Annotated in this window: 14 protein-coding genes and 1 pseudogene; 8 read left to right on the top strand and 7 right to left on the bottom strand. The window is 38.1% G+C overall.

Annotated elements, in window-relative coordinates; genetic code table 11:
* Positions 1-3: 3 nt before the first annotated feature.
* From QL984_RS02775 to QL984_RS02755, 5 genes are read left to right on the top strand one after another with little or no spacing between them, the layout of a single operon-like run.
* Positions 4-1,764 carry a P-loop NTPase fold protein gene (locus QL984_RS02775; protein WP_024596196.1) on the top strand — a complete coding sequence of 587 codons (1,761 nt, stop codon included), beginning with the start codon at positions 4-6 and terminating at the stop codon, positions 1,762-1,764.
* 1 nt (position 1,765) lies between these two features.
* On the top strand, positions 1,766-2,653 hold the full coding sequence (locus QL984_RS02770) for a hypothetical protein (protein WP_008109702.1): 888 nt from the start codon (positions 1,766-1,768) through the stop codon (positions 2,651-2,653).
* Complete coding sequence (gene qatC, locus QL984_RS02765) at positions 2,646-3,980, top strand: Qat anti-phage system QueC-like protein QatC (protein WP_008109704.1); 1,335 nt, start codon at positions 2,646-2,648, stop codon at positions 3,978-3,980. Before QL984_RS02770 ends, qatC begins: the two co-directional genes overlap by 8 nt.
* Positions 3,977-4,708, top strand: coding sequence for a Qat anti-phage system TatD family nuclease QatD (gene qatD / locus QL984_RS02760; protein ID WP_128583154.1), 732 nt, complete (start codon positions 3,977-3,979; stop codon positions 4,706-4,708). Before qatC ends, qatD begins: the two co-directional genes overlap by 4 nt.
* A gap of 51 nt (positions 4,709-4,759) precedes the next feature.
* On the top strand, positions 4,760-5,299 hold the full coding sequence (locus tag QL984_RS02755) for a manganese efflux pump MntP family protein (protein ID WP_008109708.1): 540 nt from the start codon (positions 4,760-4,762) through the stop codon (positions 5,297-5,299).
* Between the two features lie 22 nt (positions 5,300-5,321).
* On the opposite strand, the gene QL984_RS02750 is transcribed toward QL984_RS02755, so the two are convergent.
* The 7 genes from QL984_RS02750 to QL984_RS02720 all read right to left on the bottom strand — a co-directional run bounded on the left by QL984_RS02750 (position 5,322) and on the right by QL984_RS02720 (position 13,365).
* Entirely contained in the window at positions 5,322-5,540 is a 219-nt protein-coding gene (locus QL984_RS02750; RefSeq protein WP_008109710.1) for a GDCCVxC domain-containing (seleno)protein, read from the bottom strand.
* Positions 5,528-5,917 (bottom strand): organomercurial transporter MerC, encoded by a 390-nt coding sequence (merC, locus tag QL984_RS02745; protein WP_008109712.1) that lies wholly within the window; start codon positions 5,915-5,917, stop codon positions 5,528-5,530. Before merC ends, QL984_RS02750 begins: the two co-directional genes overlap by 13 nt.
* Before the next feature lie 60 nt (positions 5,918-5,977).
* Entirely contained in the window at positions 5,978-6,355 is a 378-nt protein-coding gene (locus QL984_RS02740) for a MerR family transcriptional regulator (protein WP_008464133.1), read from the bottom strand.
* 222 nt (positions 6,356-6,577) lie between these two features.
* Positions 6,578-7,042 carry a hypothetical protein gene (locus tag QL984_RS02735; RefSeq protein WP_008113385.1) on the bottom strand — a complete coding sequence of 155 codons (465 nt, stop codon included), beginning with the start codon at positions 7,040-7,042 and terminating at the stop codon, positions 6,578-6,580.
* Positions 7,039-9,123 (bottom strand): hypothetical protein, encoded by a 2,085-nt coding sequence (locus tag QL984_RS02730; RefSeq protein ID WP_008113384.1) that lies wholly within the window; start codon positions 9,121-9,123, stop codon positions 7,039-7,041. Before QL984_RS02730 ends, QL984_RS02735 begins: the two co-directional genes overlap by 4 nt.
* On the bottom strand, positions 9,120-11,891 hold the full coding sequence (locus QL984_RS02725) for a hypothetical protein (RefSeq protein ID WP_138764231.1): 2,772 nt from the start codon (positions 11,889-11,891) through the stop codon (positions 9,120-9,122). Before QL984_RS02725 ends, QL984_RS02730 begins: the two co-directional genes overlap by 4 nt.
* The gene (locus QL984_RS02720) at positions 11,875-13,365 is read right to left on the bottom strand and encodes a site-specific integrase (RefSeq protein WP_138764230.1); all 1,491 of its coding nucleotides are present in this window, start codon (positions 13,363-13,365) and stop codon (positions 11,875-11,877) included. Before QL984_RS02720 ends, QL984_RS02725 begins: the two co-directional genes overlap by 17 nt.
* A gap of 85 nt (positions 13,366-13,450) precedes the next feature.
* Between QL984_RS02720 and QL984_RS02715 the strand changes: the two are divergent.
* The 3 genes and pseudogenes from QL984_RS02715 to QL984_RS02705 all read left to right on the top strand — a co-directional run.
* Positions 13,451-13,708, top strand: a pseudogene (locus tag QL984_RS02715) (PhoH family protein); the annotation flags it as partial.
* A 66-nt stretch (positions 13,709-13,774) separates the two neighbouring features.
* Positions 13,775-17,545, top strand: a complete 3,771-nt coding sequence (locus tag QL984_RS02710; protein ID WP_128583155.1) for a PAS domain-containing hybrid sensor histidine kinase/response regulator — start codon at positions 13,775-13,777, stop codon at positions 17,543-17,545.
* Positions 17,535-18,434 carry a diguanylate cyclase gene (locus tag QL984_RS02705; RefSeq protein ID WP_016900589.1) on the top strand — a complete coding sequence of 300 codons (900 nt, stop codon included), beginning with the start codon at positions 17,535-17,537 and terminating at the stop codon, positions 18,432-18,434. Before QL984_RS02710 ends, QL984_RS02705 begins: the two co-directional genes overlap by 11 nt.
* Positions 18,435-18,440 lie beyond the last annotated feature (6 nt).

The raw sequence follows: 18,440 nt of genomic DNA, 5'->3' as shown, positions 1-18,440 counted from the left end.
GTTATGTGGTCTGATAAAGAATCAAAAATTGATTTCTTAAATTTTAATGAAACGGCTGAGTCAATAAAAGATCTTATAACAGAAAAGGAGTTAATGCCTATTAGTATAGGCGTTTTTGGTGATTGGGGCGCTGGAAAATCGACGATTCTTGAACTTACTAAGGCTTCTCTGGAAAGTGATGAACAAGAATATATCCAAGTACATTTCGATGCATGGACTTTCCAAGGGTATGATGACGCTAAAGCGGCGTTACTAGAAACAATTGCATCTACTTTAGTTAAAAAAGCAGCAGACGATAAAAATCTCAGTGCAAAAGCAAAAGAGTTTGCTGGACGAATAGATAAGATCAGACTGATGGGATTGCTAATGGATGGTGGTGCAGCATTAGCTGGTATACCAACTATGGGTGGTATACAGAAGATCATGGGACTATTCAGTGGTGGTGACGATGGTGAACTGGATGTTGATGATGTAAAAGGTGCTGTCGATGGCGCTAAGGATGTCGCGAAGAAAAACAAAGGTTTGATCAAAGATAATAAATCATTTTCACCTCCTAAAGAAATTAAAGAATTCCGAAAAGCATATTCTGATCTGTTAAAGGAGTTTGATAAGCCACTTATTGTCTATGTCGATAATTTAGATCGCTGCTCTCCATTTAATGCTATTTCGACCCTTGAGGCGATCAGGTTATTTCTATTTTTACCCAATACTGCATTTGTTATTGCCGCCGATGAGGACATGATCCGCTTGGCAGTGCCTGAGTATCACAAAGGTGCATCTCAACGACATCAAACTGATTATTTAGACAAGCTTATTCAAATTCCTGTGCATGTACCAAGACCCGGCGTTCTGGAGATAAGGGCATATTTAATGATGCTTACTGCTCAAGATCACGGCGTTACCGATGCGCAATTAGAAACGATAAGATGTGCCCTTGAAGAGTCATTAAGGCTGTCGTGGAAACAACCACAAATTACCGTTGACGAGCTACTTCAAGATCACGAGATTGAAAAGCATTCCGAACTCAGAAGTAAATTTGTGGTTGCTGAACAGTTAGCTCCACTATTAGCTGAATCCACAAACATTAACGGCAACCCTCGCATAGTTAAGCGATTACTCAATCAGGTTAAGATGAGAAAGAAAACCGCTCATCGCAGAGGAATGCAGCTTGATGAAAAAACTATCACTAAGCTGGTAATTTTTGAGAGGTGCTTAGGCACTCAGGCTACCAACAAGCTTTATGAATTAATTGATAAGGAAAACGGATATCCAAAAGTATTAGCGGATCTTGAAAATTCAGAAGTCGAATTTGACGAAATTAATTTACCTGAAGAGTGGAAACTCGACCTAGCTTTTATTGATAAATGGTCGAAATTACCTCCCATGTTCACTGAAATGGATTTGACACCAGCGGCATATCTGAGCAGAGAAAGCATTCCAATGGGGGCTGTTAATTCGGTAATGTCTGGAGCCGCTCAAAAACTCGTAGAAGAATTAATGAAGCAAAAGGTAAGGGTCAGTGGCGTTAACTCTACTGCGATTACCACAACTCCGAAGGAAGAATACATGTCAGTCATGGATGGTTTGATTGAAAACTTTAAGTTGATTGGTGATTGGACCGAAAGACCAACAGGCATTTATGGGGCTGTGTTACTTGCCAAGCAGGATGATAAATGTAGCTTAAGTCTTCTTACATTTTTAAAAAGCTTGCCCCGCCAAAGATGGCTTAATCCAATTTTAAAAGAACTAGAGGGAACTAAGTAATATGGGTACGTCCGCATCGTCAACAGGACCAAATAATAAGAGTCCACTTATTCCATCTTGGGCAGAGCAAGGAGATCCTGTCACAATAGAACCTGCATCAGGTACTGATGGGGATGAGCAAGCTGGCTCTGATAATAATCAAGCTGATGATCAGAATGACAATAGCAATGATATTGACAATGACAAGGTTCAACAAGAAATCGGTGGTTCACCTACAGCAACACCGCCTCCAAATAGGTTTGCCAGTGCCAGAAGAGCATTTGGTAAATATGCGCAAACAGGTGGCTCAACCTCAGATCTAAGGCGTTCATTAAAAAGTTACTCTAGAAAAGGCTCTGGCGGAGGTAAAAGCACAAGCAGGAGACTATCAAGCGGCATAACTGCTGGTTCTGGATTGCTTGGTGTCATGCGTGGCGACACCGTAACGGTTAATAATCAAAGCTTATCATTAGGTGATCTAACTGGGCTATCGACTGATCAAGCAATCGACAAAATTGCTAGCCATTTAGCGCCTGATAATGCCGATTCGGATGCTGTAAGAGTTGCGTTGGATTACGCACTAGAAGAAGCACTCCCCGATACAGAAGAATTTGACCCAAACAGTTTTACTGACGAAGTTATCCAAGAAGCCATAGGCTGTTATTTAACAGACCTTATTTTTCAGGATGTGGTTGAAGGCATGGGCAGAGCTTGGTTTCATGTTGAGCCAGCAAGCAAGCATCATCAAATGGAAGTTGAATTAAGGGAACTAATAAAAGTGATTACACAAGAGCAGTTAGACAAAGTAACTAATGGCAACCCCAGTACTATTAGCAAAGAAAATATTACTAAAATTCAAGCCGATGCTATTGCTATGACGGTTGATGAATGGGAGAGCTTTAATGACTAATTTTTACTTTAACCATGACCCTGCTAACTTGCCTGACTTTTCTGATGATTGTCATCCTGTCCAAATGTTTCATACGCATCAAAATGACATCACTAAGCACAGCTTGGTGTCAAAACAACTACTACAAACAGTTCGTGATTTAGGATTGAATGTAGATGCTGATTCAATAGATCTGATAACAATTGCTACCGCCGTTACCGCTGCTGATACATTTGAATTAAGGGATAATGCAGAAAATGCATGGGCTAGAAAAATGCATTTGCATGTTCCTGTAACTGATGAGGATATGTGGAATTTTGTAGAACCTGAACTGAGTTCTTTGCTCAACTTTCTTACAGGCGATCAATGGCTGTTTACTTTTGAAAAAACAACTATGCCGATGCCGACTCCTAAAACAAGTGAGCAAGCGAAAGCAAAAGCAAAATCATTAATTGGACTCAACTCTGTTTGCCTTTTTTCTGGTGGTCTTGATAGCGCAGTTGGTGCAATTGATATTTTGAACGGAGAATCAGATTTAAAGCCTCTCTTGGTTAGTCACGCTTATCGTGGTGATGGCGCTAAGCAAGAAGACATTAAGCAATTATTATCCCCGCCATTCGGCGAATTGTCCTATTCAATGTCTCCCCATATTATTAAGCACTTAGAAGGTAAAACTGACATTAGTATGAGGGGAAGAAGCTTTAACTTCCTAGCTATGGCGGTACTTGGTATATCAGCCTTAAGAAATGCTAATTGCGATAGCAGTATTGAAACTATTGTCGTCCCAGAGAATGGCTATATTTCTATAAATCCGCCGCTTACCAGAAGACGGATTGGTAGCCATAGCACTAGAACTACTCATCCTAATTTTCTAAGCAGGCTTGAATCTTTGCTTAGAGACACTGGGTTTCATGTCAAATTTGTAAACCCCTATCAATTCAAAACTAAAGGTGAAATGTTAGCGGAATGTGTTGATCAAGACGCAATTAGAAAAGCAGTTCCCCTAAGTGTTTCATGCAGTCATTGGCACAGAGAACATAAACAGTGTGGGCATTGTGTACCTTGCCTTATTCGAAGAGCGTCAGTTTTTCATGCTGGTTTTACACAAGATGCGCCATACAAGACAAAGCGGTTGAGAGATCTTATCAAAGAAAAAGATACTCGCGATGATCTCCAAGCGGTTCAAACTGCCATTATTAGATTGAAACAATCCGATAACTATCGTTCTTGGCTTCGAAGTTCAGGGCCAATACCACAAGAAAAAGATATACGAGAAAAATTAGAATCAACTATTAAGCGAGGATTGGCAGAGGTTGAATTATTTCTCCAAGCGGATAAATCGTCATGATGGATCTTCATTGCCACGTTGATTTATATCCAGATCATCAAGAGGTATTGAACGACATAAAAAGCAGTAATTATTACGTGCTATCAGTAACTACGGTGCCTTCAGCTTTTGAAGGTACTGTCCAGTTAACAAGTGGCATAAAACACTGTAAGACGGCCTTGGGGCTTCACCCTCAACTTGCTCATCTAAGAAAAAATGAATTAGCACTATTCGATAAGCTAGTTGATAGAACTAGATATATTGGAGAAATTGGACTGGATGGCTCAAAAGGTTACGCTGATTACTTTGATGATCAATTAGAGGTTTTCACGCATATTCTAAAAAAATGTGAAGGCTTTGATGACAAAATACTAACTATCCATAGTCTTAACGCGACTGGTGAAGTTCTTGAACAACTTAAGTTACATCCCAATGCTGGTACTTCTATTCTTCATTGGTTTTTAGGTACTAAGAAGCAAGTTCTAGAAGCCGTCGAGCTAGGCTGTTTCTTCTCTATTGGGCCAGCCATGCTAACTTCAGCCAGAGCTAAAAAAGTAATATCGTGGATACCTCAAGATAGAGTTCTACTCGAAACTGATGGACCTTTCGCCAAAGTGGCGGGGAATATTCTGTTTCCTTCAAGTGTTGGCACTGTTACTGAATATCTGGCTGAAATTTGGTGTAAAAATAAGGCTTTGATAATAGAAAAATTGTCAGTAAATCTTAGGTGTTTAACATCAATCAAGTAACTAATTATACGTCACGTAATCTTATAACAATTTTATTCAGGTTTAATCGGTTTGTTTGAAGTATTTGTATTAGCTATAGCACTCAGTATGGACGCGTTTGCAGTATCCATAGGCTTAGGTTCTAAAAAAGTAGTAAATGCTGAAAAGCTCTTTATTAAAGCCGCTGCTTATTTTGGTTTTTTCCAAGGCTTTATGCCTCTTTTAGGCTATTACAGCGGTAAAGGTTTATCATCTTGGATTGAAGATTATGCACCTTGGATAGCTTTTATTTTGCTAGTATTTATCGGTGGCAAAATGATTTATGAGTCCCAATCTGAAGGAATTGAAGAAGATATTGCTAATGTTACTCATCGTGTACTATTTGTTCTTGCTATTGCCACCAGTATTGATGCAATGGCGGCAGGTTATGCAATCACATTGCTTGAGGTAGATATAGCCGTAGCTTGCTTGATAATAGGCGTCACGACGTTTGCCTTTAGCTGGATTGGTGTGAATATCGGCGAAAGAAGTGGCGTATGGCTGGAATCTAAAGCTGAACTATTTGGTGGTTTAGTGTTAATCGCAATCGCATTTAAGATATTACTTGGTTGACACAGAACCACCGAATACTAGGCTACTTACCTGAGCAACATGCATTGCCTTCTTGAATAGGAGGACACTTAACTGTTCCATAAGAGCAATAAACGCAACAATCACCTTTTAACGGTTTAAGTAGTGCTTTACAGCTTTCGCATTCGTAATACCATTGGCAAGCGTTTGTAGGCATGGTTTCAACTTTGCTAAATCCACATTCAGGGCAAGTGATTTTAGATTCTAGTTCTATACCTTGCATACTGGTTCCTTAATGGGCTTAACAATATCTAAAATAGACATTACGACCATCCAAATGATCCCAAAGTAAAATAAGTAAGTGCTCCAGTCGTATTGCCATAAAGGATAAAGGGTCAGCAATACTGCAATTGGGCCAATGACACTTAAAACGCCTCTCAATGAATCTCGATGTTGATACCAATTATAGAAATTAACTAACAACGCTAGTGAAGCAAATAATGGCAATAAGGTGTTCACCGCTATCCCTTCAAAATGTGAAAGAAAACCTAACCCAAGAGCAGATGCCAATGAGCCGAGTGCAGGAAAACATGCTGTGCAGCTAAGGGCGGCTAGCCAAACGCCACCAGAACCTACTTTATCTAGAATTTTATTGATCATAACTATCTACCTCAATTTTTAAGGTAGTATAAACTCCGTACATAAGTACGGGGTCAATAGCTATTTAAGTGAATTTATTACCGGGCAGGATTGAGGGTCTTGATTGGCCTTGCAAGAATCTGTCATATCTTGAATTACTTTCTCTAATCGCTGTAAATCAGCAATTTTATTACGAATGAGATTAAGTTTTTGCAACCCCATCGACTCAATATCAGCGCAACTGTCACTTAGTGACATAAGCGATTCAATTTCTTTCAGCGTAAACCCTAATGCTTTAGCTTTCAGAATAAATTTGAGTTGACTGGTAAGGGCATCGCCATACATTCTGTAACCAGACTCTGGTTTTAAAGGTTGCTCTATCAGACCTTGGCGCTCATAGAAACGGATTGTTTCAACATTGATATCTAAATCTTTTGCCAGTTTTCCAATGGTTCTCATAAACATACTCTTTAGAAGCAGAAATATCATTATACAATTAATGCGGATTGCCTAAACTCAATTTTATTGCATGAACGGGGTCGCTAAGCGTCCTCTTTGTAGAATTAAGTTCACATATCCAGATCACTCTGACCGTCTCTTGTTCGCTCTTGCTGCCTGTCAGGTGAAGTCTAAGCCTAATCAACAAAACTGTAAGTTGAGATATGAGCTACTACATCTAATCTATTGTTTCGTTGAAACTAATTCAATAATTTCACCAGTAGACGTATCCACTCTTATTTCTGTATGTTGCCCTGAATGCTGAAGTTGATTTTGTAAATCGGCATTAATCAGTTTGAGCTTATCTATTTCTGCGTACATTTCACTCAACAACACTAATAACTTTGTATCTTTATTATCGATTTCCTTAGTGCCGATATTATTTTTTTGCTTTTCTTTAGCAAGCTTGCTTTTTAGTTCGGCTACCTTTGTTCTGAGTTGTTTTATTAAATTATCTTTATTTTTTTCTTCCCAAGTTAATTGAGCTTTTTCAATACTTTCTCGTAACTTTACCCATTTTTCTTCTTCTTTAGATAGATTCGCAATATTTCTTTTAGCTCTCGTTGCTACTGCATTTTTGGTTATCTTGCTGCCATCAGATTTCATCTCTTCAAAAGCACGTTTTATATCATCATATGCGCTACTCATGCTTGTTCTCCTTGGTTTGTATGCGCTTTGCCTTCATCTAATACATAGTCAGCTGCTGCTATATTATTTTTCCAGTGAATAGCAAATAGCTCGTAATCTTCTTGCTCTTCTGTGGTTGATGCTGCATATGCCTCTAGTTTCTGGGTCGCATCTTTTTTTATCACTTGCCAATTGACCTTGTGGCGTTTGGTAATGATTTTACTACCACAATACACACAGCCACTAGGGATTCCTGCTCCTTTTATCTTGCAAGCTTCTCCCGCAGTGCAGTACCCCGTAGGCAAGCCACGTATGTTTTTAATATTTTTGACGAGAAATTTTTTCAGTTCTTCAATTGAACTGAAATGGATCTGCTTAATCACAGTCGAATCTTTACTTTGACTATCAGTAATACCTATTATCAGATCTTTAGATGTTTTATTAATTTGCTCACCAGCACCACCTTTAAGTGATTGTGACTCGGCTTCATCTATTAACTCTTCTGCAACACGGTCAATTAAAATCTCATTAAACTCTTCAGTAGTTTTAATTAAAGTTGTTGAGGCCAAAAATGCTCTTCGAGTATAAACAAACGTCATTAGGCTGGTTAAATGTTTAAATTGATATCTAATATCATCAAGCTCACCTAATTTATTGGCAATGACAAAGTAGGCCAACGTATGTCGAAACATGTGAGCGGTTAATCTAAACGTATCGCCTTCTTCGTATGGGACACCTCTATTCTCTCCTCTAACTTCTTTGTAGTTAGATTCAAGGCGTTCAAGCTCTGCTATATCATCATCGTCTAGAGTTAAGTCAAAAAGCTCAATGTTTTCACTGTTTTTAACCTCAAATTTTGTGAATCGCCCAGCATCGCTAAAACTAACACTACAGCTACTATGTGAAACCCCGAAAAGACGGTTTCTTTCTAACCCTTCTTTCAAGTTGTGTGCTTGACTACTTGTTATATTGGCTCTGCATGAAGAAAGTACAGCTTTTGCCCTTTCTTGCATACCGAACACATATTTTTCGTAAATACCAACACACTCATGTACTTCAGCGTTTGAAAACCATTCCATCTCAACCTTACTGTTGTCGGTTTTGGTCATGATTGCCGTAATGTAATAAATATCATCTTTGTAATTGGCACAGCCAACCTTGCATGTAAGTACTTCGTTATATCTCATGCCTGTATAGGCCAAGATATTAATGTATGTGGCTAATTTTAAATCTTCTAATTCTTCGGATAATTGAATGAATTCCACTTCATCGGGTAAGTTTCTTACATGTTTTGCTATTAGCTCACCTGTACTAATTTTGGGCGGTGGTTCAACGGAGCCTTCATTTAAACTATCTATTAAGCGTGCATTTAATTCTAGCCATCGTTCTATCTTATCCTTAGAGTTTTCAACTATTTTTTCTGCAAACTTCAGAATTTTTTTCATTACTTTAGTAGGAATGACAGGGTGCGAATAAGTGACTGGTCTCGGATGGTGTAACTCGTTTAGTTGGTTAAGTACATCAATAAAAACACTACACACCTTAGGGCCAAAAAGACGAAAGCTGCGCTGCACGTCAAATAGTTTAGTAAATGAGTGTGATTGTCTGTAAATAGCTATTTTCCTGACTTCATATAAATAGTCTTTTATGAGATTCCTAATAACTAAGTCAGATTTGAACTCCAACTCATGAAATGAGTGATAACCTCTTTGTCTTAAGAAGGCTGCAAATAAATTTAGATACGTTACATCATTTTGAAGTGTAGAGATTTTTAGAGGTTTACCGCCTACAACATCACCATGTGTGAGTTTAATTAGTGAATAAATTCGAATTTGATATGCTAATTCATCAACACCTTTAAAATTCACATTTCTTTGCGTTTCTTCATAGCTTATCCAAGTGTCATCGCCAAAGTGAATAGTGCCATGTTTAGCAATATTCAATGCTCTGTTTTCCCACAAAGCAATCGAATTAAAAGCGCTAGTATCATCAACTTTAAAATCTTCTAACACCTGAACCAAAGGTTTTATAGTGATTTGACCTGTATGTGTTTTTACAACAGCGATATCAAGTAGTTTTGTTTTAGTTATCTCTTTGGTCATAGCAAACCTGTGTTTTTCCAATGAGGATGAATACCCTCTGTTCTCAATAGTTCTTTTCCATCAGTCACAGCTTGAGCATTAAGCTTGGCAATATCAGCTAATATTTCGTTAACCCTATTTTTCAACTGCTCTATGTTTTCCAGTTGCTCTGTTATAGAGTCAAATGTTGCGGCTGAGTTTTCCATATCAGCAACAACAAAATCCCGGTATGACAAAAGTTTCCAAACATGCAATGCGTCAGCAACACAGCGATAGAACGGACACCACAAGCATGCGTTAAAGTCGGCACATGCATGCTCGTTTGTATCTCGCTGGTCTAATAATTTCCTGTTTTGTGATTCGAATGCCACTACTGCGGATTTATCTTTTGAGTTAATGCATGTGCCATTCGGGACTTTTTTACCGTCTTCTGGTGGAGTCTGCAAAATGATTACTTTGTCGGTAACATCGCGAACAAAATAGTCTGCCATTGTTTTTGTCGCTCTGTTGATTGTCATTGCAACATCTTTGTTATCTTGCATTAAATAATGACGCAAGAACGTTTCATAAGAGTGCTTGCCAGCTTTTTGATACCACTTAAATTCTTTGGCAACTTTTCGGTAAATGTAGTTAAGCCCTGATTTTCTGATCTTTTGCGAATTAAATACGATATTACACCCAAGCTCAGTCAATATCCTATCTATAGTGGTCTTGAAACGTGATGCTGTTAATAATTGAATCTTTACTTCTCCAATACTATTTACTTTGGGAAAAACAAAAATTCTTTTTGATAGGTTCTCAATAGAAGGGCGGTAAATAGACGTAAGTTTAGTCGCAGCCTTAATATCAAATATTACTGGTTCGACAACGTCGCCGTATAAGACGCCTTCTTTTTCTAGATCTTCGGCTTTAATTTCAAATTTATGCCATTGTGTTTGATAATTAGCTCGGCGTTTAAATAAACGAAGAGCAGGAGTTTTACTTGAATGTAATGGCGTGTTAAAGAAAAATAAGTCGTCAGTATCAAGCTCTAGCGTAGGAGTTGAATTCCAACCAGTTTTCAATATGACTTTTGCTGCATAAAGTGTAACTTTGTCTTTAATTGTGAGTAAGGTCTCAGAAAGCCCTTTTTCTATGTAATATGCTAATTCTACTACTTCTCTATATGAGTAGAGCTTATCTTGATTCTGAGAGAGTTGCTCTTGATGTTGTGCAGTTAATTCGGTGTTGACCGGAAAGCTTTTAATAGTATCTAGACCATAAAACGATAGTAATTTGTCGATAGCGCTCTGATATTGATTACCAACAAAAACCGACAAATCGCCTTGTTTTGATTTTAGTTGAATTGCCTCTCTTATAGCCTTTAGTATCTCACAGTTATTTTCAACAAAAGCATGAACCCCATGATTGGCAATAAGCTTCATTTGTTCATCTGTTAATGATGATGCATTTTCTTTCAATGCTCTAGCCATACTACCTATGTAACCTTTGAGAGTGACGATGCCTATGCTCTCGCCATCAATTCGCTTTGTAAAAACTTTATGGTATTCGACTAGGTTTTGATAAAATTTATAGGCATTGTCATATACCCACTCATGCTTCTGCCATTCGGTAGTGTCACTTTCTTTAAGGTAATAGCCCAATGAGTAGGGTAATAAACTTTCCTTTGCGATTTTTTCACCCGTAACAAAGTGGTAAAGGTCCAATGCAGCGTTTAGTAGCAGTAAAAACTGCTGGTTATTTTGAGTTTCTTCTTGGTAATGCTTATAAAGGTATTTAAATCCCTGAAGGCCATTTTCTGCAAACCCTTGAATTCCACGCTCACTAAGCAGCTTAATTATTGGTGATGCTACGCTACCAGCACTATTCAACCACCTTGGAAATGATAAAGTTGAGGATCTAACTCTTGTTGTATTAGCTTCCGAAGCGCTTGCTATCTGATTTTTCAAAAAAGCATCAACTTCATTGCCAAATTTGGATGATATGCTTTGTGCATACCCTATCACTTCGGCTTCAGTTTTAAATTGATTGACTCTAGCTTTACCCCACACATCGGGTAGTATAAATTTTAAAAAAGTACGGAAGTTGTGATTGCATATAAATGATGAAACGAATTCCCTATCCTTTAATGTTGCCAATAATGGCAGTTTGACGCGTTCAGTATTCTTAAAAGTATCATGTAGACAAATATTTATAATAGCAGTCGCAGTTTTGAGGATGTTGTCTCTAATAGAAGAATCTTTGAGGCTTAATTCTGGAAGGACGAGATAGTCCAGATATTTTTTTAGTAATTTACGAGTCTCTTTTACTTGATGGAATTCAAGTTCGAATAATTTAGTTATGTCGATTGAAGTAGCCCCATTTACTAGCCTAAAAGGAGCGTTGATAGCGTTATCATAAAAATGAAACTTAGCTATGTTTTCTAAAGCTTCTTCTATACGAGTAGCATAACTAGGTAGCTTGACATCATTTATTTCATTAATGCAAAAGTATTCCAGTTCTTGCCAAATTTCAAAGTCTGATAGAGCATTTAATCCCGAAGTTTGAATTGATGTCGCAGTATCTGCACTAACCTTATTAAGGGCTAGAGGAAGAATGTGCTGTAAACTGACACAAGCATTCCGCAAGCGACTCATTGAAATAGCAGTGTCGTCACCTGTGCTAATATTGCTTTCTTTGTCATATGCCCTGTTAAATAAAACGTCTAACTGTTCGGCTAGAACAATTGAATGAGGTTTAAATCTAGCAGGAATACGATTGGACTTCCGCGTTTTAACTTGCTGTAGCATCTTCAGCCTCACGCATAAGCAATTCGTTAACATCACCGTAGATATCTTTTACCCACTCTGACATCGCTCCGTATGCATCCACTGATACACTTTTGGCAAAGTCGATGTAACGTTTGGTTGTTTTAAAGCTTTCGTGACTCATCAAAGTCATTAGTGTTTGTCGGATGGAACTTTCTGATTCACCTTTGTCAATTAGGTATTTAGCGACATAAGTAGCAAAGGTAGCGCGTAAGTCATGGAATGTGCGTAATAGTATTTCTAATCCCTGCTTCCTTTGTTCTTTTCTAACTATGGAAATAGTATTCCCCGGTGTATCTTCGCTTATCCGCGATCCTGAACTATTCATAAACAAAGGAAGCGGATGTTCGCTATTGTCCATACCATTATTAGTCTCATGTTTGGTACGTCGCTTCATATTTTGAATTGTCAAAGTGTGATTGTACAAAAGCTTCATTAGAACTCGCGCTATTGTTAATCTCACTGGCTTATGTCCTTTTCGTACAATGTTCAATTTTGGAATACGTTTCTCGTTTTCTTTTTCATCAGGGTTAAAGAGGTCTTTCTGGTCGATGGCCGAAATTTCAAAAGATCGAAGTCCACCTAACAAGGCACACTGCAAATAAAGTTTATAAGTCTCTTTTTGAGCTGTATTCGTCTCCAGTAACTGTTTAAGTTCTTTTGGAGAATATGGTTGTAGACCTTTGTCTGGTGAGTCTTCTTTTTGTTTCAATGTATTTGGAATGCTCAAATTACTGACCCATTTCCATAAGCCCCCAGAACGATTGTTGCTGGTAGGTAATTGAAACAACGAACTGACACCTGATTTAGCTTTCGATTTAATACGTACCTGTTTGTATTCAAGTGAGAAGGGGAGGCTATCTATAGCTCCGCGCTTATGGCTCCATATATAGAATGCTTTAACAGCTCTAATTCGTTCTTGAGCGCTGTTAAAGCTTATGCGTTTAGACTTATCTTTGGTTTCGACTCTTTCACATAAATGTTTGTGATATCTCCACACAGGTAACCTAGAAATATCATCATCTACAGATTGTTTTGAAAGTGGTGCAGCTATTACTTCAAAATAGGATGCATCATCTTTATCCAACCAATCTAAGAAAGCTTTTAAGTGCTTAGCTATACTGCGAACAGACTTAACATCTAATGGCTTTCCCGGTTGGCTGGCATGATAAGCGTCACTAAAAGCCTCATTGTCTATTTGATTCTTTTTGAGACTGAAATGACCTTCAAAGCGGTGCATTAAAAATAAGTTCATTTCTTGGCATTCGGTGAAGCGAGTCGGGTGATATAGCACTGGAAAATTAGGTTCTATTTTATCGTGCCTATATGAGTGAGTTCTGATGCCTTTTTCAGTCTTAATAGGTTGCCCTGATTTATCGAGGTGAAAAGACATTCCTTTTCCAAAGTTGACTGATGTTTTAATTATTTTAGTTTTTGTTGTATTTCGAAGTATCATTTTCGTTCACCTTTGATTCTTAGCTAGAGTATGTGTGTAAAAACTTTTTTGTTCAAGTTTATTGAGGGTATGATAGTATTATATCAATTCGGGGGTGATTTTAGATGAAAGCCAAAACTTAACGGCTTCTCAGCTCAAAACCATAATTACCCGCTGTGGTGAAGGAACTAAACTTATTTGTACCGGAAATTTAGCACAAATAGACAGTAATTACTTAACCGCAGTTACCTCAGGGCTTACTTATATTGTAGAGCGATTTAAGCACTTTGAAGGTGGCGCTACTGTTAATCTTAATGGTGTGGTAAGAAGCCGACTAGCGTCGTTTGCCGAGGAGAATTTATAACTTGCGCTTAACACCTTGGCTCTATAGTCTACAGTTTGATTTTTGAGCTAATAATTAGGTAGGTCGTTGAATTTTTTACCGCTAAAACATTATCATCGCTCTGTTTTTGTGGCGTTAGCAATCCCTTTATTGGTGGCCTCTTTTTTGTGTTTGCATTTTTATAATATAAAAATGGACCGTGCAATAACAAAAAAGACCACCGATTTTAGTGCGTTATCGGCGCAGCTTGACCATGATATGCAAGCCATGGACGATTTACTTAATGCGATGTTTATTATGTATGACAAACACGCCCCACAACCAGCGAATCATGCCTTCACAAAAAACATTAATCAATACGAGCATTATTATTATAGCCAGATAGCACATTTTAATGGCGAAATAGTAGGAAAAGGCCAATTCAGCTATTCCGAACAGGCATTATCACGCTGGCAAAAAGTCATGTCGCTGGCTCCGTCTTTCAATACTGCTCTAGCGCTGCTTTCGTCGCTGCATTCTGTAGCCTATGTTGATGAGCGCGGCTTTGCTTTTTTAGCTCGGCGTAACAATACACAAAGTTATATTTTAACGCAGGTACTTAATGGCGACTTTAAACCTTTACCTTCAGCGAACACACTCACTTCAAGTGCCGTTATTAAAGTAGACAATAACGCATATTTTGCAGTTGGCCGACAGCGAGAGCTTAACTCCTCAGATTATATTGTTTTAATATATGACTTACAGGCTATTTCTAGTTGGTTGAAAAAAATAACCTCAAAGCAAGGCGAGTATGTTTTTATCAACCAAGAGAATGAAATTATTGCCAGTTCACAGCAGCCAATTAATCAAGCCATAAAGTTATCGACCTATTGGCCTAATATTAATAGCCCCTCACAAAAGAGTAATGCGCGAGCAGACTCATTATTTTTAATTCAGCCTTCAAAAAAGAACCCTATTCATCTGGCGTTTCTTGCTGACAAGCACACTCTCTCAAGCGGTATTGTGTATGAAGTATTGATAGAGTTTATTTCGTTAGCCTTATTTTTATGTTTGATGTTTTACATCTTTTTTTGGTTAAGCAAACGTATATTTATCAAACCTATGACCGAGTTGATGCGTTATTTAGAGCATCATAACGATGACAATAGCGGGTATTTAAATTATCAAATACCGTTAAACTGGCAACCTTGGTTTGCTCGGGTAAAAGCTATTTTTGCGAAAAATGAGCATTTAGTTATTTCTTTGCAAAATGCTAATCAAAAGTTAGATGATCAAGTACAGCAACAATCGCAAAAGCTAAAACATAGCGACCAAGCAAAAGAGCGTCATTTAGCGTTATTAAACACAGTACTTAATAGCGTGCCTGATTTTATTTATTTTAAAAATACAGAAAGCATTTTTTTAGGCTGTAATAAAGCGTTTGAGTTGTTTGTAGGAAAAACTCAAGGTGAACTCCTTGGGCAGCAAATACACAACATAAGTAACGAGTATGAACAAATTAGTTTTCTGGAATATCAAGTATTACAGCATAAAATGCAAATTCAGCAGCGCATAGATGTTGCTGAGCGAACTTATCAGTTAACCATTGCTCCCTTTTACAATGAACAGCAACAATTATTAGGAACTATGGGGGTTGGTCGTGATATTACAGAACAACAACATACTTTGTATGCATTAAAAGAGTCTGAATCTATATTTAGAAGCGCAATTGAATTTGCCGCAAATGGGGTGTTTTTACTCTCGCTTGAGTACGCTATTTTACAGGTAAACAAAGCCGCACGAAAATTATTTTCCAAGCATGATAAATTAACCGATACTCCTTTTTATGCGCTTTTTAATGATACGCAATGGCAGGAGCTTGAAGCATTACTACAGCAATTATTAAATAATAAAAAAAGGGTGTTTCACTTAACCTTGGCTCATACCCAATTAAATGCCTGGTTACAGTTGAGTATGTCGTTAATTTGGAATGAAAATAGTCAGCCGCTTTATTATGTTATTCATATTCAAGATGTTACAGAACTTACCAAAGCCAAAGATGATGCAGAGCGTGCCACGTTAGCTAAAAGCCGTTTTATTGCTAATTTAAGTCACGAAATACGCACCCCCCTCAATGCCGTGTTGGGATTATTGGATATGCTCGCAGAGCACGGGTTAACACAGCGGCAAATTCAACAAGCTAGCCAAGCAAAATATGCGGCCAATAATTTGTTGCAGATGCTAAATAGTATGCTTGATTTTGCCCGCGTTGAAAGTAAAGAAGCAACGCTGCAATTAGCGCCATTGTGCTTAGTTGATTTGATTGATACCTGCGAAAGTTTAATTTTACCTTTATGCCAAACAAAACAGATACAGCTAAAAATCGACATAGACTCGCAAATTTCTCCATTTTTAGTCGGCGATACAATTCGTTTGCAACAAGTATTAGGTAACTTACTTACCAATGCCGTTAAGTTTACCAATAAAGGCAGTGTGACATTAAAAATGACATTACAGCCGAGCCAGAGCCATACAGAGCAGCGTATTTGTTTTCAGGTTATCGATACGGGAGTGGGGATTGCTCAAGCGGATCAACGCCGTTTATTTGATGCCTTTACACAAGGTGATGAATCATCTACTCGCTTGCATCAAGGGGTTGGCTTAGGGCTGGCAATTGTAAAGCATAGTGTGGCATTAATGGGAGGTGAAATTGCAATCAGTAGTGATAAAGGCCATGGCTGTCATTTTTACTTCACGCTTGATTTAGCGACAGATACCGAGAAATCAGCAAGCTTTACAGATAGGCTATTACTGATCACCAGCGCGAAGAGTCAGTTGCTTAATCAGGTTATTACCGCGCATCCTTTTTTCAATAATCAAGCTCTTGAAATAGTCGTAACTGATCCTGATTGTTTGCAACAAGCGCATAGCATTGTAATCGATGCTGATGACGTACCTGCCTTTCTCACGTCAGCAATAAAAGCAGTATTAAACACTCGTACTACTTCACTCATCGTTATAGAGCACTCGCAACCGAATCAACTTTCAATAAATGACTCTTTTATTAGCCAGTATTTACCGCGCAGTGCATTGGCGCAGCGGTTACTTAGTTTAACCCCTGAAAAGTTAAAGAAAGTAACTCAATATAAAGCGGATAAACCACAAGAAGAAATAGCCGGAACCTTAGTATTAGCCATAGATGATAACCCGCTCAATCTCGACATTATTAGCAGTATATTGTGTAAAGCCGAAGTGAATGTTGTGACTGCTAGTGATGCTAAACAGGGAGTTGAATGGGTGAATATATTACGCCCCGATTTAGTTTTAATGGATATTCAAATGCCGGGTATTGATGGCTATCAAGCAACCCAAATAATACGCCAACAGTTTGACGCCCAGCAATTGCCTATTTTTGCATTAACTGCACATTGTGAGCCTGCCGATATTGCACGTTCATTGAATAGTGGTATGAATAAACATTTAACTAAGCCCGTGGTTGCGCCTATTTTATTTGCATCGATAGCTGATTTAGGCATATCTAAGCCTTGCTTTTTTGATAAAACCTTCGCTTTGACACAGTTCAATGATGATGAGAAGCTATTGCAAAGCATGCTTACTAAGTTAGCGGTGTTAAGTGAGTCATATTCAGCTGAGCTTCAAAAAGACATACCTACTATTGAAATGGTACGCTTAGTGCATAGTCTAAAAGGGATAGCAGGAAACTTAGGGTTTAACCGATTGTTATTATGTGCTCAACATACTGAGCAATTATTAAAAGTGGGCGACAAGAGCGCCAATGCTGCAATTAAAGAGCTGATAATACAGTTAAAACAAGTTCATATTTATATAAAAATTTTAGATGTAAGCAATGATAAATAAAGCAAAAATATTAATTGTAGATGACGATGCGCTTAACCGAATCATTTTAGAAAAAACCTTAAGTGATGAGCATGATGTTTACTTAGTGACAAGCGGCGAAGACGCGCTGGCGTTTGTTAAACACACACAAGTAGACTTAATCATTTTAGATATCATGATGCCTGGTATGAATGGTTATGAAGTACTCGTACAGCTAAAAGAGAACAGTATAAGTCAGGCTATTCCTATTATTTTTATCTCTGCAAACAACCGTCATGAAGATGAGGCAAAGGGGCTAGAGCTCGGCGCAATGGATTATATTGGTAAGCCATTTAGTGCCGCTATTGTGAAAGTTAGAGTGCGGAACCAGTTATTAATTAAGCAAAAAAATGATTTGCTAGAAATGCTTGCCTCTATTGATGGCTTAACAGAAATACCCAATAGACGTTATTTAGATGAGAACTTAGAAAGAGAGTGGCGTAGAAGTAAGCGTAACTACTCTCCTTTGTGCGTTTTACTCATAGATATTGATCATTTTAAACGTTATAACGACTACTATGGCCACCGAGCTGGAGACGAATGTTTAAAAACAGTGGCAAAAACGTTAGCCGCGCAATGTGAGCGTGGCAGTGATTTTGTTGCGCGTTACGGCGGTGAAGAATTTGTGGCCGTATTACCAGAAACCAATCAGCAAGGTGCAATCGCTTTTGCCAACAAGTTACGTAACGCCGTTAATGATTTGAATATTGAACATAATGCGTCTTTAAACGCTACACACGTCACCATTAGCATCGGTATTGCTTCTAGTGAGAGTAGCCAAGCTTACACTGAAAAAGCATTGTTAGAAGAAGCTGATTCCGGTTTGTATAATGCGAAAAAGTTAGGGCGCAATCAAATTAGCGCCCAATAAATGCTG

Source organism: Pseudoalteromonas sp. APC 3495 (assembly GCF_030407645.1).
Taxonomy (GTDB): domain Bacteria; phylum Pseudomonadota; class Gammaproteobacteria; order Enterobacterales; family Alteromonadaceae; genus Pseudoalteromonas; species Pseudoalteromonas tetraodonis.
The sequence above is the reverse complement of the archived record's forward strand: the minus strand, read 5'-3'. Positions and strand labels throughout refer to the sequence as shown.

Coding starts and splice junctions, on each gene's coding strand:
- QL984_RS02775 (WP_024596196.1), top strand. CDS start 4: ATGTGGTCTGATAAAGAATCAAAAATTGATTTCTTAAATTTTAATGAA.
- QL984_RS02770 (WP_008109702.1), top strand. CDS start 1,766: ATGGGTACGTCCGCATCGTCAACAGGACCAAATAATAAGAGTCCACTT.
- qatC (WP_008109704.1), top strand. CDS start 2,646: ATGACTAATTTTTACTTTAACCATGACCCTGCTAACTTGCCTGACTTT.
- qatD (WP_128583154.1), top strand. CDS start 3,977: ATGATGGATCTTCATTGCCACGTTGATTTATATCCAGATCATCAAGAG.
- QL984_RS02750 (WP_008109710.1), bottom strand. CDS start 5,540: ATGCAAGGTATAGAACTAGAATCTAAAATCACTTGCCCTGAATGTGGA.
- merC (WP_008109712.1), bottom strand. CDS start 5,917: ATGATCAATAAAATTCTAGATAAAGTAGGTTCTGGTGGCGTTTGGCTA.
- QL984_RS02740 (WP_008464133.1), bottom strand. CDS start 6,355: ATGAGAACCATTGGAAAACTGGCAAAAGATTTAGATATCAATGTTGAA.
- QL984_RS02735 (WP_008113385.1), bottom strand. CDS start 7,042: ATGAGTAGCGCATATGATGATATAAAACGTGCTTTTGAAGAGATGAAA.
- QL984_RS02730 (WP_008113384.1), bottom strand. CDS start 9,123: ATGACCAAAGAGATAACTAAAACAAAACTACTTGATATCGCTGTTGTA.
- QL984_RS02725 (WP_138764231.1), bottom strand. CDS start 11,891: ATGCTACAGCAAGTTAAAACGCGGAAGTCCAATCGTATTCCTGCTAGA.
- QL984_RS02720 (WP_138764230.1), bottom strand. CDS start 13,365: ATGATACTTCGAAATACAACAAAAACTAAAATAATTAAAACATCAGTC.
- QL984_RS02705 (WP_016900589.1), top strand. CDS start 17,535: ATGATAAATAAAGCAAAAATATTAATTGTAGATGACGATGCGCTTAAC.